Source organism: Actinosynnema sp. NPDC023658, from assembly GCF_040639995.1.
Classification (GTDB): Bacteria; Actinomycetota; Actinomycetes; order Mycobacteriales; family Pseudonocardiaceae; genus Actinosynnema.
In genome coordinates this window covers 1-2,723 of record NZ_JBFAAX010000762.1, presented here as the reverse complement: position 1 = coordinate 2,723, position 2,723 = coordinate 1, and the positions used below count along the sequence as shown (strand labels likewise).

Genomic DNA, 2,723 nt, shown 5'->3' with positions numbered 1-2,723 from the left:
GGCGGGCAGCCCGCGGCGGTCCAGCTTCCCGTTGGGCGTCAACGGCACCTCGTCGAGCAGCACGAACGCCGAGGGCACCATGTACTCCGGCAACGCCGCCGCCGCGTGGGCGCGCAACGCGGCCGATCCGACGGTCCGCCCGGCCTCCGCGACCACGTACGCGACGAGGCGCTGGTCGCCGGGACGGTCCTCGCGGACGATCACCGCGGCGCGGTGCACGTCGTCGTGACCGGTGAGCACGGTCTCGACCTCGCCCAGCTCGATCCGGAACCCGCGCAGCTTCACCTGGTCGTCCACCCGGCGCACGAAGTTCAACGTGCCGTCGTGGTTCCAGCGGACCACGTCACCGGTGCGGTACATCCGGGTGCCGCCGCCGTCGAACGGGTTGGCGACGAACTTCGCCGCCGTGGCGCCGGGCCGCGCGTGGTAGCCGCGGGCCAGTCCCTCGCCGGCGACGTACAGCTCGCCGGGCACGCCGACCGGCACCGGCCGCAGGTGCTCGTCCAGGACGTAGAGCCGGGTGTTGTCCAGCGGGCCGCCGATGGGCAGCGGGCCGGCGGGGATCACCGCGCCGGGCTCCACCCGGTACTCGGTGCAGTTCACCGTGGTCTCGGTGGGGCCGTACATGTTGTAGACGGCCGTGCCGGGGTGGTCGCGCCGCCACTCGTCCACCAGCTCCCCGAGCAGGAGCTCGCCGCCCAGCAGCAGTTCGGTGCTCGGGGAGAACTCCGGCGGCAGCGCGTGCAGCAGCGGCAGGTGGCTCGGGGTGGCCTTGAGGAACGTGGCGGGCCGCCGGCGCAGCTCGGCCAGCACGGCCGGGTCGGCGTCGTCCAGGGTCGTGGTCAGCACGGTGCCGCCCATGACCAGCGGCACGTACAGGCCCGTCACCGTGAGGTCGAAGGAGATCGGTGAGTGCAGCACCGTCACGCCGCCGGTGCCCCGGTAGTCGCGGCGGGCGAAGACCACGTAGTCGGTCAGCGACCGGTGCTCGACCACGACGCCCTTGGGCTTGCCGGTGGAGCCGGAGGTGTAGATGACGTACGCGGGGTTGCGCAGCGACGGCGGGTCGCCCAGGGCCGTGCCGGGCAACGCCGCCAGGCGCCGCCGCACGTCCGGGTCGTCCACGAGCAGCCGCGGGCAGTCCGCGGCGGCCAGCCGGGGCTCCAGCTCCGCGTCCGTGACCAGCAGCACGGGCTTGGTGTCACCGAGCATGTGCGCGATGCGGTCCGCCGGGTAGTCGGGGTCGACCGGCACGTAGGCCGCGCCGGACCGCAACGCGCCGAGCAGCGCCACGACCATGTCCGCCGACCGCGGCAGCGACACCGCGACGAACCGCTCCGGCCCCGCGCCGTGCTCGCGCAGCAGCCGGGCGAACCGGTTGACCCGGACGTCCAGCTCCGCGTAGGTCAGCTCCAGGCCGCGGTCCCACACGGCGGGTGCGTCGGGGGTGCGGGCCACCTGCTCGGAGAACAGCTCCGGCAGCGTCAGCGCGGGCACGTCGGTCGCGGTGTCGTTCCACGTCACGAGCATCCGGTGCCGCTCGACCTCGTCGAGCAGGTCGACCGAGCCGATCGTGGCGTCCGGGTCCGCGGCGAGCGCGGTCAGCAGCCGCACCAGCCTGGTGGCGATCGAGGCGACCGTGCCGGCGTCGAACAGGTCCGTGGCGAACGCGATCCGGCCGGACAGCCCGGCCGGGTCGCCGCCGGCGTCCCGGTGCTCGGCGAGGTTGACCGTCAGGTCGAACTTCGCCGCGCCCGTGTCCGGAGCCTGGGCGGTGATGTGCAGGCCGGGCAGCTCGAAGGCCACGTCGAGGTGGTTCTGGAAGGACAGCACGACCTGGAACAACGGGTGCCGCGACAGCGACCGCTCGGGGTTGAGCGCCTCCACGAGCCGTTCGAACGGCACCTCCTGGTGGGCGAACGCGGACAGGTCGGCGTCGCGGACCCTGGCCAGCAGCTCGCGGAACGTCGGGTCGCCGGAGGTGTCGGTGCGCAGCACGACGGTGTTGACGAAGAAGCCGACCAGGTCGTCCAGCGCCTCGTCCGCCCGGCCCGCGACCGGCGAGCCCAGCGGCACGTCGGTGCCGCCGCCCAGTCGCGTCAGCAGGGCCGCGAGACCGGCCTGCACGACCATGAACAGGCTGGTGTGGCTCTTGCGGGCCAGCTCGGCCAACGCGCGGTGCACGTCGACGTCCAGGCTCAGCGGCACGGCGTCGCCGCGGAAGCTCGAGACGGCCGGGCGCGGCCGGTCGAGCGGCAGGTCGATCTGGTCGGGCAGGCCGGCCAGCGCGCCGCGCCAGAAGTCCACCTGGCGGCCCAGCGGCGACGTCGGGTCGTCCGCGTCGCCGAACACCTCCCGCTGCCACAGCGCGTAGTCCGCGTACTGCACGGGCAGCACCGGGAGCTCGGGCTCCAGGCCGGCGCAGCGGGCCGAGTAGGCGCGGGCGAGGTCGCGGGCCAGCGGAGCGGCGGACGCGCCGTCGCTGGCGATGTGGTGCAGCACCAGCACGAGCACGTGCCGGTGCTCGCCCACGGTGAACAGCGTGGTGCGCAACGGGAACTCCGCGGCGAGGTCGAACCCGCCCCGGCTCTCCGCCCGGACCCGCTCGTCCAGCTCGGCCGCGGTCACGTCGACCTCGGTCAGGACGGGCGCGACGGCGTCCGGGACGAGCTGGAACGGCTCGCCGTCGACCTCCGGGAACAGCGTGCGCAGGCTCTCGTGGC

General features: G+C 74.3%; 1 protein-coding gene. It reads right to left on the bottom strand.

Features of this window, described 5'->3' with window-relative positions; translation table 11 throughout:
* A partial coding sequence (locus AB0G02_RS34370) for an amino acid adenylation domain-containing protein (protein ID WP_360802809.1) occupies window positions 1–2,723 on the bottom strand: 2,723 nt, incomplete at both ends.